Raw genomic sequence first — 17,913 nt, 5'->3', positions numbered from 1 at the left:
ACCAAGATAACTAGTTACGGTGTTGTTGGTCCGTTTATAGTATCCCTGCGCGGTTTAGTTGTTGGCGTACCAGAAGATTTCATTTTTCCTTTCTTCTGTGTACGATTTGTATTCAACGTATCGCTTTTGTGTTTGCCTTTTTCGGCATTTTGTTTACCTTTTTTGTTGTAAACGGTGTCGGTCTTAGTTTTAGATTTCGTTGGAGTTTCCTGCGCAGACGCATATCCAAAACAAAAAATCATTGTACAGATTAAAAATAACTTTTTCATAATTAATATTTTTTAGTTAATAAATTCATTTTCAAATAAATAGAATTATTGTAATACAAATTTGTAAGTAAAAAAGGATGATTTTTTATAAAACTAAATTTTAAAATTATATGATTGCCATCAATACTAATTTTAATTATTTAAGTCATTGATAATCATACAAATTATATATTTTATCATCATTTATACCCTCATAATTTAGAATCTTAATTTAGCAGCTTTTTTCTTTCATGGTAATCCTATAATCATCTGATCTAATTATATAAAAACGGCTTATTAATGTAAATTAAATTTGAGCTGCTTAAAATCTGCAACTATAACCTCCATACAATCAGTTTATAATAGTAATAGATATTTAAGCACTTTCAAAAAAAGTTAACTAATAAGATTATTTTATGAAAAATTTTCAAAACGAGAAACAACGCGATTTGTCTACAAACAAATCTGACGGCACAAACAAAGTCCTTACAACAAATCAAGGTGTTTTAATTAATGATGATAACAATTCGCTGAAAGCTGGTGAAAGAGGTCCATCTTTATTAGAAGATTTTATTTTAAGAGAAAAAATTACTCATTTTGACCACGAAAGAATTCCAGAAAGAGTGGTACACGCAAGAGGATCTGGAGCACATGGTTTTTTTGAAGTAACAAATCCAATTCCAGAATTAACCAAAGCAGGTTTTTTGCAGGAAGCAGGTTTAAAAACTCCCGTATTTACACGATTTTCTACAGTAGCAGGATCGCGCGGCTCTACAGATTTAGCAAGAGACGTACGCGGATTTGCTGTTAAATTTTACACCCAAGAAGGTATATTTGATCTTGTGGGAAATAATATTCCTGTTTTCTTTATTCAGGATGCATCAAAATTTCCTGATTTGGTTCACGCCGTAAAACCAGAACCGCATAATGAAATGCCTCAGGCAGCATCTGCACACGATACGTTTTGGGATTTTATTTCGCTTATGCCAGAATCGATGCATATGATTATGTGGACAATGTCTGATCGTGCCATTCCGAGAAGTTATAGAATGATGGAAGGTTTTGGTGTACATACCTTTAGATTAGTCAATGCAGAAAATCAATCTGTATTTGTAAAATTTCACTGGAAACCAAAATTAGGAACTCACGCAGTTGCTTGGGATGAAGCTCAGAAAATTTCTGGAAAAAATCCAGACTTTCACAGACAAGATTTGTGGGATGCTATAGAAATGGGGAATTTTCCGGAATGGGAATTGGGAGTACAGGTTATTCCTGCTGAAGATGAACACAAATATGATTTTGATTTACTTGATCCAACAAAAATTGTTCCCGAAGAATTAGTTCCCGTAACTATTGTCGGAAGAATGGTATTGGATAAAAATCCTGATAACTTCTTTTCAGAAACAGAGCAAATTGCTTTTCATCCAGGACATGTAGTACCCGGAATAGATTTTTCTAACGACCCGTTGCTGCAAGGAAGATTATTTTCTTACACCGATACACAGCTTACAAGATTGGGTGGACCAAATTTTCATGAAATTCCGATCAACAGAAGCATTGCTCCGGTTCACAACAACCAACGTGACGGACTTATGCGTCAGGAAGTAAACGTGGGCAGAGTAAGTTACCATCCTAATACCTTAGGCGGTGGTTGTCCTTATCAGGCTAAAATTGCCGAAGGTGGATTTTCAAGTTTTAACGAAAGAATTGAAGCACATAAAGTTAGAGAAAGAAGTGAAAGTTTTGCAGATCATTTTGGACAGGCAAAATTATTCTTTAACAGCCAGACTCCAGAAGAGAAAAGTCATATTGTAAAAGCATTACGATTTGAATTGGGTAAAGTAGAAACCACTGCAATTAGAGTTAGAATGCTGGGATTACTTTCTCAGGTTGATGTTACTCTGGCCGAAAAAGTAGCGCTTGGATTAGGAGCTCAAGTACCGTCAACTCTTGAGTTTCCGGTAAATAAAGGAGTATCACCAGAAAATGAAGGTGGAAATCAGGAACCTCAAACTATCGAGCAAGCCGTTTCTACTTCTGATGCTCTAAGTATGATAAATAATCCTACCAACTCCCCTACCATAGAATCAAGAAAAGTAGCGATTCTTTGCTCTGACGGCGTTTCTGAAAGTGCAGTACTGAATATGAAAAATGCATTAAAAAAACAAGGAGCCAAAGGTTGTGTAATTGCGCCGCATTTAGGTTCTGTTTTAACAGACAATGATGGTGCTATTGCCGTAGAACACAGTTTCCTTACTGCATCGTCGGTATTATTTGACGCTGTTTATATTCCTCATGGACTAAATGTTACTGCATTGGCAGAAAACGATGATGTTTTGGAATATCTTAACGACGCATACAAACATTGTAAAGTTATTGGCGCAGACGGACAGGCAACAGAAGTAATTAATGCTGCTCCATTTGCATCAAAATTAACCAATGATGATAACGGAATTATCCTTACCAGCGAACCGGCGACAGATGTATTTGCACAGGAGTTTATAAACGCAATGACATCACACCGTTTCTGGGACCGCGAACCAAACTTATATCTTTAATATCAAAAAAAATAAAATATGAAAAATTCAGAAAAACCAAATCAAACAAATACTACACAGCCAAAATCTGTGAAAAGTAATGCGAAAATAGATATTGTAGAGCCATCATCTGATGCTGCGACAGAATTAAAAGACCTGTTTATTGACAGTATAAAAGATATTTACTGGGCAGAAAATGCACTAGTTGGTGCTCTTCCTAAAATGGCAGGAAATGCATCATCACCAGCACTTTCGAGCGCTATTTTAGAACATCTTGCTGTAACAAAACTTCAAGTTTCAAGATTGGAACAAGTTTTTGATCTTTTGGGAGAAAAAGCGGAAGGAAAAAAATGCGAAGCAATGGCCGGACTTTTAAAAGAAGGAGATTCTATACTTTTAGAAACAGTTCCAGGACCTGTTAGAGATGCTGGAATTATTGCTGCTTCTCAAAAAATCGAACATTATGAAATTGCCACATACGGCACATTGGTCGCATTTGCTAAAACATTGGGAGAAAATGACGCTGCAAAACTATTAACACAAACTCTTGCAGAAGAAAAAGAAGCCGACTGTGTACTTAATGATGTTGCATTAAACACTGTAAATCCTGTAGCTGCAGAATAATATAATTATAAAATTTTATTTCCCTGTTTATTTTTTTCTTGGAAGCGTCTGTATTTACGATACAGACGCTTTTTTATTTTTTGAAATTACCAGCAGGATACACTTCAAATTACTGGGTATTTATATCAAATTTAAAATATCATATAAAAACCTGTGAATTATGTAATTAGATCCTGTTTTATATGTAAAAATCACATACTTGACGTTGATACATTTACACAATAACAATTTAAAAAACATATTATGAAAACTACAGACAATAAAAAAACAGCAAGCACTAAAGCGGCAGACAGTTCGAAAGCATCAGATAAAAAGACTGATAAAAAAACTGACGATAAAACTGAAAAGAAAGAAACAGCTTCAAAAAGCAGTTCTAAAACTGCAGACAAAAAAGGAGCTGCTAAAACTAAAAAATAACTTAAAAAAATTTACTATGAATCTAGCAGCACAAAATAACCGTTATGAAGAAAATAAATTCGGAAACTCTCCAATAGATCATTCTATTACTGAAAATGCAGAACCGGATTATGCAAATGATTTGTCCAATGACCAATCAGATAATCAAGAGCTTGGAAGCGAAAGTTTTGACAACGAAAACTTTGGACAAGATGATTACAAAGAAAAATTAGATGATGACCAGCTTGATAAGGAATTTGATAGTGAAAGTTCTGATGACGAACTGGGAAATGATGAATTTGATGACGAAGGTCTGGATGAGGAAGATGGTGAATCTTTTGAAGATGAAGATGATGAATCTTTAGATAATGAGGAAGGTACAGATCCTAATCGCAACCTATAGTTAAATACAAAAGCCGTCTCCGAGACGGCTTTTTAAATTTATGAAACTGCCATTTAGTTTTAATCAGGATGACAAAATAGTACTAAAACTATTTAAAAAGTGTAATGGTATCCGATAAGTTTTCTCTGTTTATAAATGTTTGTATGTATTCCTTGACTTCATTTCTTTGCTCAACAGGAGTTTCAAAAGAATTGATATGAAAATCATTATCCTGATCGAGTATATGAATAATTTCAGTATATCCTTTAGAAATCAGACTTCCTTTTAATTTTATTACCGTTAATTGCTGATGACCGTCTAATTCTTTTCTTACTTGTAATTTTATAGCTTTATCCATTTTTAAAGTATTTAGGTTAACAGACTGTTAAATCATTACCAAATATACTTAATCAGAATTAAATTACAATCTGTAAAATATCAACATAATTCACTACTTATCAACATATTATAAAATAAATAAAATTCTAAAAAGAAACATTAATTGCAATAAAGTAGTACAATTCTGTTACTTTATTTTGAATTATCCCAGTACTTTAAAAAGTGAAAAAGACATCCTTGATTTATCGTTTATTTCCTTAAATTTACAGGGAATTCGTAGGACATTAAAAAGATAGTTGTCTTATTAAATATAATAAAATTTGGACAACCAAAATACTGCCCCAGATTACTTTTTTCTACAAAACGGCAGAGAAGCTGCTTCAATTATTAAAAATATTGATTGGTCCCTGACCACTTTAGGTGTTCCGGAAAAATGGCCGGAAAGTCTTAAGAATACGCTGGCTACCATATTGTCTTCCAAATTCCCTATGTTTCTATGGTGGGGAGATGATCTCATTCAGTTTTATAATGATGCCTACAGACCCATTCTTGGTAATGAAGGAAAACATCCTAAAGCAATTGGACAGAAAGCAATTGAGTGCTGGACAGAGATGTGGGATTTCATTTATCCCTTAATAACCAAAGTTTTAACTACAGGAGAAAGTATTTGGTATGAGGATCTCCTAGTGCCGATATATCGAAATGGCAGACTTGAAGACGGATACTGGACTTTTAGCTACAGTCCTGTTCGAGATGATGAACGAAATATAAAAGGGGTTTTGGTAGTCTGCAACGAAACCACTGATAAAATTAATTATTATCGAAAATTAAAAGAAAATAAAGACGAACTTGAATTTGCTATTAATGCAGCCGAGTTTGGTACTTTTGATTTAAACCCAATTACAAATAGATTTGCTGCTAATTCCCGATTAAAAGAATGGTTTGGACTTAAAGCCGATGACGAAATCCTATTAAGCAACGCCACAGCGGCTATTGCAGAATCGGACAGACAGCGTGTGATCAACTCTATTACTGAATCGCTGAAATATGAGTCTGGCGGAAAATATGATATTGAATACAACATCATAAATCCAGACACCAAAAAACAAATTACGGTTCATGCTTTAGGAAAATCATGGTTTGATGAAAGCAAGAATGCATACCGCCTTAACGGAACTGTACAGGATATTACTGCTCATAAAAAAGCCGCCGAAGAACTCCTAAAATCACGCCAGCTCACAGATCTTACCATAAAAAGTTTGGGATTGGGATTGTTTAATGTAAACTTTGATGACAACAGCATTGACTATTCGCCTGAATTTTCAATAATTCTTTCCGGAACTAAAAAACACAATTTAACAAGAAGAGATTTTCTTAAATATGTTCATCCCGAAGATTTAGTTATGCGATCTGAAGCCATGAAAAAAGGGTTCGAAAACGGAACTTTTTATTATACTCCGAGGGTGGTTTGGGATGACGGAAGTATTCACCGAATTGCTATTTCTGCTTCAAGAATGATCAATTCTGAAGGAAAACCATTGGCTTTTTCCGGAAGTGTTGCTGATATTACAGAACAGGAAAAAAACCGCCTTGCACTGGAACAAGCCGAATCTAATCTGAAAAAAAATAAACTTGAAGCCGATACATTATTTCAAAATGTGACAGACAGTTCTCCAACTGGTTTATGGCTTTCTAATAAAGAAGGCACACTAACTTACTTTAATAAAACACTGGTAGAATTTACCGGATTTACCGCTCAGGAACTGCTCAGCGGAGGCTGGTCTTCTGTTATTATAGAAGAAGATTTAAAAACTGCCGTAAAAGTATATTTAGAAGCTATTCCGAAAAGATACCATTTTGATGTTCTTTTCAGGGCTAGAAAAAAAACCGGAGAAATTATTTGGTGCAGAGCTGCTGGTGATCCGTTTTACGACGCTGACGGCGAATACGCAGGATATGCCGGCTTTTGCATGGACATGGATGAAATTATTTTAGGCAGGAAAGCACTCGCTGAAAGTGAGAAACGTATAAGCCTGATGATTGAGCAGTCTCCTGTTGCCATCTGTCTTTTTACCGGCAGCGACATGAAAATTGAGATTGCCAATGATATAATGATTGGTTATTGGGGCAAGAATAAATCTGTAATCGGGAAGCCGTTGCAAGAAGGGATTCCGGAACTCAAAGGACAGCCTTTTGCAGACATCCTGCATGATGTGTACCAGACTGGCGAAACGTATTACGGCCGTTCTATGCCTGCAGACTTAGAAATCAACGGGGTTTTAAGCACGCATTATTTTGATTTTACTTATACTCCTATACGGGATTCAAAAGGTGAAATCTATGGCATTATGAATATCGCTATTAATATTACCAATCAGGTTATTGCATCAAAAAAGCTGGACGAAACAAGGATCGCACTTGCAGGCGCCATAGAGCTGGCAGAACTGGCTACCTGGAGAATTGACATTGCAACTGGTTTTATCGTATGCTCTACGAGATTTAAACACTGGCTGGGTCTGGATACGCATAATACGCATAAGGATGAAGTGTTTAACTTAATTGCCGATACTCATAGACAAAAAGTAATAGATTCTATTGAAGAGACCTTAAAACCCGGCTCTTCAGATTTTTATGATTACGAATTCCCTATTATAAATAAATTAACCGGACAAGTTCGTATCATACATGCAAATGCTCAGGTGATTTACGGTAAAGATAATGCTCCCGAATGCCTTAGCGGAACAGCCCAGGACGTGACTAAAGAGCGCGAACTAAAGGAAGAACTTAAATTTAAAGTAAAAGAACGTACTCAGGAACTGCACGCTGCCAATGCAGAACTGGAGATTAACAATCAGGAATTGAAACAGTTTGCTTATATAGCCTCTCATGACCTGCAGGAACCAGTGAGAAAAATAAGTGTGTTTACAGAAATGCTCCAAAACAATCTGGAAAAAAATCCTCAAAAAGTACAAATGTATATCGATAAGATTATCAATTCTACTAAGAGAATGGAGAATCTTATAAAAGATGTATTGGGTTTCTCTCAGCTTTCCAGTGCTTCTAAAAATTTTGAATCTGTTAATCTGAATGACATTGTAAAAGAGATCATTAACGATTTTGATCTGACGATTGAACAAAAAAACGCCTCTCTGTTTTTTAATAACCTGCCTGTTATTGAAGCTATACCGCTGCAGATGTCACAGCTGTTTGGCAATCTAATTTCAAATGCACTAAAATACAGCAAACCCGATATGGCTCCTATAATAAGTATTACTTCAGAAAAACTTTCAGAAAGTAATAAACATATTCTGGCTCCCGAGTTGAACGCTGGCGAATATGTGAAAATAGAAATAAAAGATAACGGAATCGGTTTCAGTCAGAATTATGCAGAACAGATCTTTAATATCTTCCAGAGGTTACATGGAAAAGATGAATTTGCAGGAACGGGAATTGGTCTCGCTATGTGCCGCAAAATTCTTCATAATCATAACGGCAAGATTACGGCAGCATCTGAGGAAAGTGTGGGAACAACCTTTACTATTATCATCCCGTTTATACAGGATAATAGCTCTATACAGTAATAATTATGTTTTTTTAACGTTATACTTGTGTATACTGACTTAACTACCCATATATGAAAACAGTTTTTTTGATTGACGATGACTCTGACGACCGCGAGATATTTGAAGAATCTTTAATGTCGCTGGATGCAGCGGTAAAATATGAAGAAGCCAAAAACGGAGCAGAAGCATTTGAAAGATTAAATTCTGTTGCTTTCCAAAAACCGGATCTTATCTTTTTAGACCTTAATATGCCGGTTATGGACGGAAGACAGTTTTTAAAACATATCAAACAGAATGAAAATTTTAAAGACATTCCTGTTATTATCTATTCTACTTCTTCTAATGAAGCAGACAAAAATTTTGCTATGCAGCATGATGCAGCCCAGTTTATGACCAAACACTATTCTATGAGTGATCTGAGATCTGAATTGGAAATGACTATCAGGAATTTTCTGGGATAAATTAATACTTAAAGATGTTGCAATGGAATTAAGATTATTAGTTTTAAGGAGCAGCGATCCTGAAAAACTTGCAGCCTTTTATACTTTATTAGGACTGGTATTTGACTATCATAAACATGGAAATTCTCCCTTTCATTATGGAGCTTCAATTGGGAAAACAATTTTAGAAATTTATCCTTTAACAAAAAGTCAAACTGAACCCGATCAGAATTTACGTCTGGGTTTTGGAATTGACAATTTTGATGAAATCATACAAAATTTAAAAGATTTAGAAGTAAATTTTTTATTTGAGCCTGCAAAAACTGATTTTGGATATATGACTGTTATCTCTGATCCCGACGGCCGAAAAGTAGAGCTTTATAAAAATACAATCTACTCCAATCAATACAACGAATAAATTTTAGTCAGCTTATATTTAGTATTTGATGCTGAAACAAAAGGCTAAAATGGTTTGTCTGAATCTAAAAAAACTTTTGGATTCAGCAGTAATATCTCATCAGCATCACTGCTGACAGCACGTAAATTAAGTGATTTTGCCGTCGATGAGGTTTTCATTTTACTTTCGGTTCCCAAAATGGTATTTAGAGCTTTTTTTAATAAAACCTCAGAGCTGTTTCCCAACGCAAAAACTTCTGGCTGTTGTATTTCGTCTGCATAAATAACGGGTTCAATACCTTTTGTATAATTACCTTCACTTCTAGAATTATACAATTTGTATATTGAAGGATACAAAATCCATCCTTTTTTTCCTGAAATTCGATCATCTTCAATAGGAAAACCAGCGACATCTTTTCCCAAAGTTTTATCTCCAATTGTAATTACATTCATATACGGCTTAAGATTATTGATGATTAATTCTGATGCCGATGCTGTTCTTTTACCGCACAAAATATAAACCTTGTCAATAGACGGATGTGCGGCGCGTAGGGCATCAAAAGTTATTTTTGTTTCGTTACTTTCCAATGCCTGCTTAAAAGTTTGGTTTACAGTTCCTCCGTTTGCATTTCCTTCAAACTTTACATAAAGATCACTTGCTTTAATGTTTGGAGCAATGAGTATGCTTAAGGCAGCAGCAGATGCTATATCTCCTCCTCCATTATAACGTAAATCTACAATCAGTTCTGTAATTGACTTACTTTTTAAATCCTGAAAAATCTGCAAAAATTGCTGTGCCTGACCCACATCAAAATGTGGAATTTCTAAATATCCTATTTTAGTATTTTGAGCTGAAATGACCTGATAAGGCATCGGCTGCAAAAAACTAAATCCTTGTATTAACGAAACTTCTTTTGAGGCAGAAAAACCCGATTGCAAAGAATAGGCTGTTAACTTTAAACTTAATGAAGCAGTCAATATCATATTTTTATACAATTGCTCATAGTTACCTTCGTTAATTATGGTTCCGTTGATATGCGTAATAAGATGCCCTCTTTTTAAACCGTTATTTTTGGCTGGCGAGTCTGCTAATACATATAGGATGACGCCGTAATATTTTCCTTCGAAATCGATAAAAGAAACATCAAATCCAAATTTTCTTCTCAAACTCTGCGGTGCTGTTTCGGGAATTTCAGGATGTACGGCATAAGAGTAAATATCCTCTTTTTGCAGCAATTTTGCAAAATATTCCTTTGGCTTAGCCGACAGATCGCCTTGTGCGGGCATTCCGTCATTCCATCGGTAATATTTTTTCATCTGTCTGTACATCCATTCGTTTATATATTCATTTGTACCTTCGTTATAAAACTGAATGTCATCATCGGCACTACAAGAAAGAATTAATACCTCTATAAGTAAAATAATTCCATAGAAAAGACAAGTAGAGATTTTCTTTTTCATTTTAATACTATTTGAATATGAATTTAAATTGAGTGAAAAAGACCTTAATGGTCTTTTATTTAAATACGAAGTAATCTGTCAAATTCAAAGTTCCGTCTACACCAGTAAAGATTCCGCTGGCATCACTTTTTTCTTCAAGTACAATCAATTTTGATTTATTTACGGACATTGTCATAATCACAATAATTTTCTGACCAGGAATGTACGATTCTGTTGTGCCGTGTTTTACCAGTTCCATCAAAATAGTTGGCGGCGAGCTAAAAGGAAATTCTATAAATGGATTAAATTTATCTTTATTGATATTTTCTGCCACTCCCAGCAACTGTCCGTTTATTTTACGAATGATTCCGTCAATATTACCTTCATAACCGCTTTTAGAATATTTATTTATGTTAGGAAATATAAATCTATAACCGCTATTGGCAGGCTTACTTAAAACCCCAGTTTTTATTGAAGTAATTTTGTCTATCCAAATACCATCTTTGGTAAAAAAAGAGAGTGTATCCTTAACTTTTTCTGCTGTAAAATGATAGGTATGTAAGACCTCTTTTGTTACTTTATTGGTAATCTCAATAGTTTTTGTCTGGTCTCCGTAATAAACAAAATCATATTCTTTATCAATCTTTTTTGTAAAGGCTGTTTTTTTATCTTTTCCAATTTCAAGTGCTTTACCATTTGAGATTATCTGCAAAGAATCGTTTACTGCGCTGTAAGCGTTTATAGTTACTTTGCCCGGCTGGTTGGTTTCTTCTCCATAATAAGAAACCATATTATCGTTGGTGCAAGATGCAAAAAGATTGATTACAGCTAAAAAAATTACTGCTCTTAACATTCTAGTATTCATATTGATATTTGTTTTTGTCTTCATTTGTGTATTAGAAAATCAATAAAGGTTTAGGTTATTACTTTTTTAGAAACTTTATTTTTTTAGAAACTCCGTTATTCGTTACTGTTAGAAAATATATTCCCTGTGATAAATCTTCAACAGATAAACCTTCTGGTTTAAACGAGGATTCTTTAACTATAAGTCCGTTGGTATTATAAATGGTTAATTTGGTTTCTTCTGTCTGAAATTCTTCAGCGATTTCCAATTGCAGATAATCATTCACAGGATTTTGTTTTAATGTGCAGAGTGATGCTTTTAAAGCCACATCGTCAACTCCCAGTAAAGCTTCTGCAGATACAGAAATCTTATTGATTTCATATCCGATAAAAGGAATATTAGGTTTGTTTCCTAAAGCAATATAAACTGCTGGCTTTCCTGCATATTGAGAAATATCTATTGTATAATCTTTGAACTCTGCATCTTCTATAGTATTTCTTTCTATTGTGATCGTTTTTAAAAGAGTAAATGCGGCGGGATCAGGAGATGTAGAACCGTAAATTAATAAGTCTTGGCTGGAATCATAAATACTGGTTTGTGCATTTATAATTAGTGCTATTTTTCCCGAATAAAAGGAAACATCTATAACAGGTGATACAGCAAGATTGTCTTCGGTTGTTGGTAATGATGATCCTCCATTTGTCAAATCGATATTGTAAGTTCCTAAAACATCAATTGTACCGTCTACAATAGCGCCGGTATTAGCGTCTAATTGAATATTTTTTCTCCCAATCCAGTTGCTTCCATTTCCGTCTCTGTCCAGTAAGGTCCAGTCTGAAGCATCAGAATCATCAAAATCATCTTCCCAAATTGTATATTGAGCAGATGATATTCCTGTAAATATTATAAAAACTAATAAAAGTAGATTTTTTTTCATTTTTTAAATTTTAAAACATGGGCAGAAATATACTGCCCATGTAGAATTATAATAACTAACTTATTTATGCTTAACCAAAAATTAGAATCTTGTCCAGTTGTTAGTCCAAAGCTGCTCTGTTCTAAAAGCACCTGTAGTACCTGTAAAATCTAATGAACCATTGTTAAAGAATGGCTGCGCAAGATTCCATCTTGGAGCTGGATCTGCAGTAGAAGTACTAGTACCAATACCTGTTAATGTTGTACCAGCTGGTAATACTGGATTGTCAAATCCGTGGATTGAAACTCTTAAATAAGAAGAACCGCTTGGTAATGAAGGAGAATCCCATCTAATTCCTGTGTTATATCCTGTCACAGTAACATCAGTAAGGCTTACATTACCAGCTCTGCGTACATGTATAGCATTTTCGTATAAATCTGCTACAGTATTAGAGCTAACTCCAATGATTGATAATTGAGAAATAACAGGACGTGTAATAAGCGTTGTTGCTGTACCTGTTGCGTTATTATCTAATTCGATACCATTAGAATCTGGATTTCCTCCGCTTAAACTGTGAGTAGAATTGCTGTCTGCAAGTGCTACAGCTTTTGTAACAGTTCCTGTGTATCCAAAATCAAAATCAAAATTGTCATCATCTGGTGCAAAAGAAACTAAGTGGCTTGCATTTACTTTACCACCAAAAAATTCGAATGAATCATCTTTTCCGTAAGAAACCTGAATGTGATCTACTACAGTTTGGTTTCCAACTCCTGCCAATGTAAGACCGTTGATTTCAACATCTGTATCTAAAATACGTCCTGCGTATTCTATACGTACATAGTTTAAAGCACCTGCACTATGAGCATTATTAGATCCTCCGTAATAAAATTCAGCAAAATTTGGCTGATCGTCTAATCCTTCTACAATATTTGTAAGCGAACCAGTATTCGTTTCAGCATCTCCTAAAAGCACAACTCCTCCAAAATCCCCAGGAAGAGCAGTAGTACTAGCATCATCATCTAATAAATTATAACTTGTAAAAACTACAGGAGCAGTTTCAGTTCCCTGTGCATCGATCTGACCTGTTTTAGTAATTACAAGTACTCCTGTAGCAATACCAGGAGCCAAAGGTTTAGCTTTAATAAATGTACCTGCTTCAATAGTAAGTTTAGCACCATCTTTTACAGTAATTACGCCATCAATTTCCCAAACTCTGTCGTTTGTCCAGGTAGTGTTTGATGTTATAGCACCGCTTACTGTTTGTACAGTCGCAGGGTGAACATAATCAGCACCTGAAGCTTTCATAGAAAAAGAAGAATCAGCAGAAGAATCATCATTTTGGCAAGAGCTCACTGCAAGAGCTATCATTGCACATAGAAAAATTTTTTTCATAATAATTTAATTAATGCTATATTTGCTGCATTACAACTAGGCCTTTGGAGAGAGCAGCAAAATATCTTTCCTTAGGTCTTTCTCGTTTTTGGTAAAGATCTTTTCTTATAAACGATCCCGCTTTACCATCGGGGCTTATACCTAATTATCCATCTTTCACTCATAGGATTTTTTTAACGCAGTAAAAGGATTAAGGTTCCATTCTTTTATTTATAAAAGACTTTCGCAGCGTATTTTTTTTAATTTTTGTCTAATGCACTAAACAAAAAAGAAATCTAATACTTACATCTTAAATACATTAGATTTCGAAAAATCAAAATGTCATCACTTTTTTTATTGTTAACCGTTTCTTAATATGCAGTACTGATTATCTTAAGATTGCAGTCTTTTTTGAGTCTAAAATGAATAATTTATAGATAAGCTTATTGTTCTTCCGCTTTTTGCTTTAAACAATACTTTATCAATATCTTCATCATATCTTTTTGTAGCATTAGCTCCAAGGCTGTACACTTCTCTGGGATTAGATCCGACCGGAGCACCTTCTATATGAGTATAGCTATTTGAATTGTCGTATGTTTCAATTCCAGTATCAAATATGTTTTTCATACTGCATTTCAGTTCAAGGTTTCTTTCTTTAAAAAACTTATAACTCACCTGCGCATCCGTTACAGAATAAGGCATTCTGATTTCTTCAGATTGGTAATCAAATCCTACAAGCACATATTGATCTCCTATAGCATTATGCCTAACGCTAAATCCCATACGCTCTCCGATGTAGTCCAAACCTAAATTGTATGTATAGGGTGATTGTCCGTAAAGAGGTCTGTTGGCTTCATAAAGTCCGCCATCGCCATCTATCTGAACATATGATGTTACTTTTGTGTCGTTAATAGAAGCATTTCCAGAAATAAATAATTTTTCTAAAATTGGTCCTTCGCCAAGAAAAGACAGGCTTTTATAAAATTCTAATTCTACTCCCCAAAGTTTTGCATTGTAAGAGTTAAGATTATAAATGTTTCTAATTCTGGACGGATTTAAATTACCCACTGCTTCAATGGGATCATCTATATCTTTATGATAAATTCCGAAAGACAATATTTCACCTCCAGATGGAAACCATTCTAATTTAACATCATAATTACTTGCCACGCTGGAAATCATTCCACCCGAGTAGTTATAAATTCTGGCAGACTGTACAGGATCAAAATAAGGAATGCTTAAACGTTCTGCAAATTGAGGACGCAGCACCGATTTGTTATATCCCAGCCTTACATTCATTTTTTTAGTCGGGCTGATGATTAAACTTGCAGAAGGTAAAAACTGCCAAAGTTTATCATCCTTTTGTTCTATGCCAAAATCGCCTGCTTTTTCAGACTGACTTTGTATTTGTGTATAGATATAACTTTCTGCTCTTACGCCCCACGCCAATCTCACAAATCGGCCAATTTTGTTGTCCAGCATTAAAAACGGAGAATGTACTTTTACATCTCCCACATATTTATTACCGTATACGCCGTAATCCTGCCAGCCAAAACCTCCATAATAATAGTTTGAACCGTCTAAAAATTGTGATAATGGCTCATAAATTTCTGCTCTGTCGGTACTGCCCAGAACCACCATTTTTGCAGATTCTTGTTGATTGGTTGCTTTTTTATAAGTACCAAAATAACCCGCTTTAATATCGTTTGTGAACGAATCACTAAAGTCAAAGGAATACTTTAAGTTTAAGCCAAAATTATAATCAACCTCGTCATTGGTAAAGTTGCTTCGGCTAAAAGGAAATATTGATTCAGAATTATATACGTAATGATAAAGCAAAACATCATCACCTACTTTCTTTCTGTAAGCATCTATAAAAGTAGCGTCTTTGGTGTCTTTTGAAATAGTACTGTAGGCACCGTACCAATTTATATCTAACTTTTCAAATTTATGGCTTCCCTCTACTTTATTTTGTACAATAGTCTGATAAACAGGATAATTACTTTCTCTTGTACTAGAAAGAATCGTTCCGTTTAAAATATCTGATATAGACTCGCTGTCACTCCATCCCGTTATTTGAGTCAGCTGGTTATTGTAAATATGCATCACCATATTACGAGTGGTTATTTTGTGATTGCCAAACTGAACAGCTGCATTAAACATTGCTCCCAGCGTAGAATTGTAGTTGTAATTTGCGCCAGAATTTCTAAATCCGTACTTTGTAAGTGTAGAATATGCAATACCTTCTCCTTCTGGAACAAAAACAGAATTATCAGCATTACCGGCTCTTTGAGTATGTTCTATATCTTGTTTTTCCTGTGTATTCTTAAAGAATAAAGAACCTACAAATCCAATTTTAGTATTATCTTTTAATTCGTAAGCTCTTCCTAAAGCAAATTGAAGCGTACTTCCCGGCGCAGCATAAGTTTTATAACTCGTAAAATTATCCTCAGTAAACTTTTTAGACTGTTCTACAAAAGGTCCTGCATTGGCTTCACTTGTTGGTAAAGGCATCCCAACAAGATTAGTCGGATAATTGCGCCTTCCGTCATCAAAACCCAAATAATCATAATCTCCTTCTTGTTTTGTTATTCGTTCTTTAAACGTGCTTCTGCTGTTATAAGAGGAACTTATAGAGAAAGTGGTAAAATTTTCTTTAGGAATGTCTTTTGTTTTAACCTCTACGTATCCTCCGGCAAAATTAGCATACATGTCCGGAGTCGCAGATTTACTCACTACGATACTTTCTACCATTGCAGTCGGAATAATATCAAAAGAGAAATTCTGTTTGTAAGCGTCTGTACTTGGCAGCGTAATTCCGTCCATTACAGCCTGATTCCATCTTTCTCCCATCGATCGCACTACAACATATTTATTATCAATTGTAGTTACGCCAGTAATACGTTTAAGCGAACTTGCCACATCTCTGTCTGGAGTTCTGGCAATCTGCTCTGCCGAAATACCATCAGAAAATTGTGCCGCCTTTTTTTGCTGCAATAACAATCCCTGAACAGATGCCGTAGCTTTTTTATAGTCCTGAACAATAACTACTTCTTTTAGTGACTGTGTATCTTCTTTTAACGAAATTACTAATGGTGTTTCGCTTCCTTCTGATACTTTTACTGCTGTAATTTTTTGAGTTTGAAATGAAATTGCACTCAGCTCAATTGTATACTCGCCGGGTTCTAATTCTAAAACATAATTACCGTCGATATCAGATTGAGTTCCCAAATTTAATTCTGACACTTTAATATTTACACCTGGAAGCGAAAGTCCGTTTACATCTACAACTTTACCTGTAATTTTTCCTTTTCTTTTTTTTTTGGCCGAATCTTTACTATTTACGGCTATATTATTCTCATTTCTTTTAAAATTCAAATTTGTCGTGTTTTGCAAATCAGTCAAAACTTCATCAATCGAGACATTCTCTTTTTTTAAAGTAACCAGCGGCACACTAAGATCAAGATCTTTCTGATAAATAAATTGATACGGTGTACGGGATTTTAAATTGTCAATGATTTTTTGGGGCGAAGAATTTTTAAAATCCACCGACACGGTTCCGGTTTGTGAATAAATTGTATTTGATCCGAAGAAGACTCCGAAAAATAAAATCCAAAAGGCAAACTGCCTGCAAAGATTATTGTTCATAATTGATGATTGTTAGTGTATTGATTAATTTTAATATGATATTTTTGGTTAATTTATTTCGCAAAATTCAAGACAGATCCTGTACAGCTTAAATTAAATCCTCATTTCAAGGTTAATCTATCTGCGTTTTTTATACAGACAACCGTTGTTATCTGCTTATCAAATAAGTATTGTTTCCTGTGGCTCTAATTTTAATTTCTAATGCAAAAGCAATTGTCTGCAGCATTTCATCAAAACCTTGTCTGGTATCCAGAGTTCCTTGTATTTTAAGATTTTTTAAATCCTTTTCTAAATAAGTAACTTCAAATTGGTGGTCGATTTTTAATTGATTTAAAACCTCTTCCAGCGTTAATCCGTCGGCATAAATTAAAACTTTCTTCCAATCCGGTTCATAAACATCTGTTTTTTCTTTATTAACCATTGAAGTTTTTGATGCGTAAACTGCCTTGTAACCTCTTTCCAGAAAAACAGCATTTTCTGCAGTTTCCACTTTAACTTTACCCGTTCTTACATTTACTTCGGGCTGTTTGTCATCGTATGCCTTCACATTAAAAGAAGTTCCTAAAACAGTCGTTTTTATAGTTCCGGAACTAATTATAAAAGGACGGGAAGTATCGCGCTTAACTTCAAAAAAAGCTTCTCCTTTTAAAGTTACCGTTCTTTCATTTTCTTGAAAATTTGAAGGATAATGAATTTCAGAATTCTGATTCAACCAAACTCTTGTACCGTCTGGCAGTGTTAAAAGTCGTATATCTTTATTAAATGTAGC

15 protein-coding genes are annotated in these 17,913 nt (G+C 34.6%); 7 read left to right on the top strand and 8 right to left on the bottom strand.

The genetic code is table 11. From position 1 onward, the window contains the following. Positions 1–14: 14 nt before the first annotated feature. Positions 15–269, bottom strand: coding sequence for a hypothetical protein (locus tag B0A68_RS21850; protein WP_035690017.1), 255 nt, complete (start codon positions 267–269; stop codon positions 15–17). Between the two features lie 395 nt (positions 270–664). Here B0A68_RS21850 and B0A68_RS21845 point away from each other — a divergent pair, with 395 nt between their 5' ends. From B0A68_RS21845 to B0A68_RS21835, 4 genes are all read left to right on the top strand, one after another. Beyond that, complete coding sequence (locus tag B0A68_RS21845; RefSeq protein WP_035690016.1) at positions 665–2,806, top strand: catalase; 2,142 nt, start codon at positions 665–667, stop codon at positions 2,804–2,806. An 18-nt stretch (positions 2,807–2,824) separates the two neighbouring features. Further along, complete coding sequence (locus tag B0A68_RS21840; RefSeq protein ID WP_035690015.1) at positions 2,825–3,409, top strand: YciE/YciF ferroxidase family protein; 585 nt, start codon at positions 2,825–2,827, stop codon at positions 3,407–3,409. A 243-nt stretch (positions 3,410–3,652) separates the two neighbouring features. Beyond that, complete coding sequence (locus B0A68_RS24560) at positions 3,653–3,826, top strand: hypothetical protein (RefSeq protein WP_165571370.1); 174 nt, start codon at positions 3,653–3,655, stop codon at positions 3,824–3,826. A gap of 16 nt (positions 3,827–3,842) precedes the next feature. Continuing rightward, complete coding sequence (locus tag B0A68_RS21835; RefSeq protein WP_035690014.1) at positions 3,843–4,208, top strand: hypothetical protein; 366 nt, start codon at positions 3,843–3,845, stop codon at positions 4,206–4,208. An 88-nt stretch (positions 4,209–4,296) separates the two neighbouring features. Here the strand turns inward: B0A68_RS21835 and B0A68_RS21830 are convergent, their stop codons facing one another. Beyond that, entirely contained in the window at positions 4,297–4,545 is a 249-nt protein-coding gene (locus tag B0A68_RS21830; protein ID WP_035690013.1) for a hypothetical protein, read from the bottom strand. A 301-nt stretch (positions 4,546–4,846) separates the two neighbouring features. Here B0A68_RS21830 and B0A68_RS21825 point away from each other — a divergent pair, with 301 nt between their 5' ends. The 3 genes from B0A68_RS21825 to B0A68_RS21815 are packed head-to-tail and all read left to right on the top strand — an operon-like array spanning position 4,847 to position 8,947. Next, positions 4,847–8,107, top strand: a complete 3,261-nt coding sequence (locus tag B0A68_RS21825; protein ID WP_051892996.1) for a PAS domain-containing sensor histidine kinase — start codon at positions 4,847–4,849, stop codon at positions 8,105–8,107. 53 nt (positions 8,108–8,160) lie between these two features. Next, entirely contained in the window at positions 8,161–8,550 is a 390-nt protein-coding gene (locus B0A68_RS21820; RefSeq protein WP_035690011.1) for a response regulator, read from the top strand. A 22-nt stretch (positions 8,551–8,572) separates the two neighbouring features. Then, positions 8,573–8,947, top strand: a complete 375-nt coding sequence (locus tag B0A68_RS21815) for a VOC family protein (RefSeq protein ID WP_035690009.1) — start codon at positions 8,573–8,575, stop codon at positions 8,945–8,947. 44 nt (positions 8,948–8,991) lie between these two features. Here the strand turns inward: B0A68_RS21815 and B0A68_RS21810 are convergent, their stop codons facing one another. From B0A68_RS21810 to B0A68_RS21785, 6 genes are all read right to left on the bottom strand, one after another. Then, the gene (locus tag B0A68_RS21810) at positions 8,992–10,386 is read right to left on the bottom strand and encodes a S41 family peptidase (RefSeq protein WP_051892994.1); all 1,395 of its coding nucleotides are present in this window, start codon (positions 10,384–10,386) and stop codon (positions 8,992–8,994) included. 55 nt (positions 10,387–10,441) lie between these two features. Continuing rightward, a complete protein-coding gene (locus B0A68_RS21805) occupies positions 10,442–11,230 on the bottom strand; it encodes a hypothetical protein (RefSeq protein WP_240475343.1) in 789 nt (262 codons plus the stop codon). Positions 11,231–11,288: 58 nt separating this feature from the next. Then, entirely contained in the window at positions 11,289–12,146 is an 858-nt protein-coding gene (locus B0A68_RS21800; RefSeq protein ID WP_035690005.1) for a T9SS type A sorting domain-containing protein, read from the bottom strand. Between the two features lie 81 nt (positions 12,147–12,227). Beyond that, positions 12,228–13,517, bottom strand: coding sequence for a hypothetical protein (locus B0A68_RS21795; RefSeq protein ID WP_035690003.1), 1,290 nt, complete (start codon positions 13,515–13,517; stop codon positions 12,228–12,230). A 396-nt stretch (positions 13,518–13,913) separates the two neighbouring features. After that, a complete protein-coding gene (locus B0A68_RS21790) occupies positions 13,914–17,144 on the bottom strand; it encodes a TonB-dependent receptor (protein WP_035690001.1) in 3,231 nt (1,076 codons plus the stop codon). Positions 17,145–17,292: 148 nt separating this feature from the next. Further along, on the bottom strand, positions 17,293–17,913 hold a 621-nt coding region (locus B0A68_RS21785; RefSeq protein WP_123947539.1), incomplete at its 5' end, for a FecR family protein.

The organism is Flavobacterium reichenbachii (assembly GCF_002217435.1).
Lineage (GTDB): Bacteria > Bacteroidota > Bacteroidia > Flavobacteriales > Flavobacteriaceae > Flavobacterium > Flavobacterium reichenbachii.
The sequence above is the reverse complement of the archived record's forward strand: the minus strand, read 5'-3'. Positions and strand labels throughout refer to the sequence as shown.